The 397-nt window shown below is 51.1% G+C and carries 1 pseudogene; it reads right to left on the bottom strand.

Annotation, left to right across the window (positions count from 1 at the left end):
• A pseudogene (gene thrA / locus FDX22_RS31555) lies at nt 1-397 on the bottom strand (bifunctional aspartate kinase/homoserine dehydrogenase I); the annotation flags it as partial.

Below are 397 nucleotides of genomic sequence, written 5' to 3'. Positions count from 1 at the left end.
GAAGCTCATTCCTTCATCCAGCTTGCCGAAAATAAACGACAGTGAGCCGGAAAGAATACCGGAGAAACGCTGCAATTCATCACCTGCGCTGAGTAGATTTTGCAGGTTTTCAATAACCGGCAAGCCCGCTCCCACGTTGGTATCGTAGAGGAATTTACGCCGGGACTTCGCCGCTGCAAAACGCAGCTGATGGTAGTAATCCATCGACGAGGTGTTGGCCTTTTTGTTCGGCGTAACCACATGGAAGCATTCGCGCAGGAAATCAGCATATTGATCCGCCACCGCCTGGCTTGACGTACAGTCGACGATCACCGGATTAAGCAGATGATATTCTTTTACCAGACGAATTAAGCGCCCAAGGTTGAATGGCTCTTTCGCGCTTTCCAGCTCCGCCTGC

It is taken from the genome of Citrobacter sp. TBCS-14, from assembly GCF_005280805.1.
GTDB classification, from domain to species: domain Bacteria; phylum Pseudomonadota; class Gammaproteobacteria; order Enterobacterales; family Enterobacteriaceae; genus Citrobacter; species Citrobacter gillenii.
The sequence above is the reverse complement of the archived record's forward strand: the minus strand, read 5'-3'. Positions and strand labels throughout refer to the sequence as shown.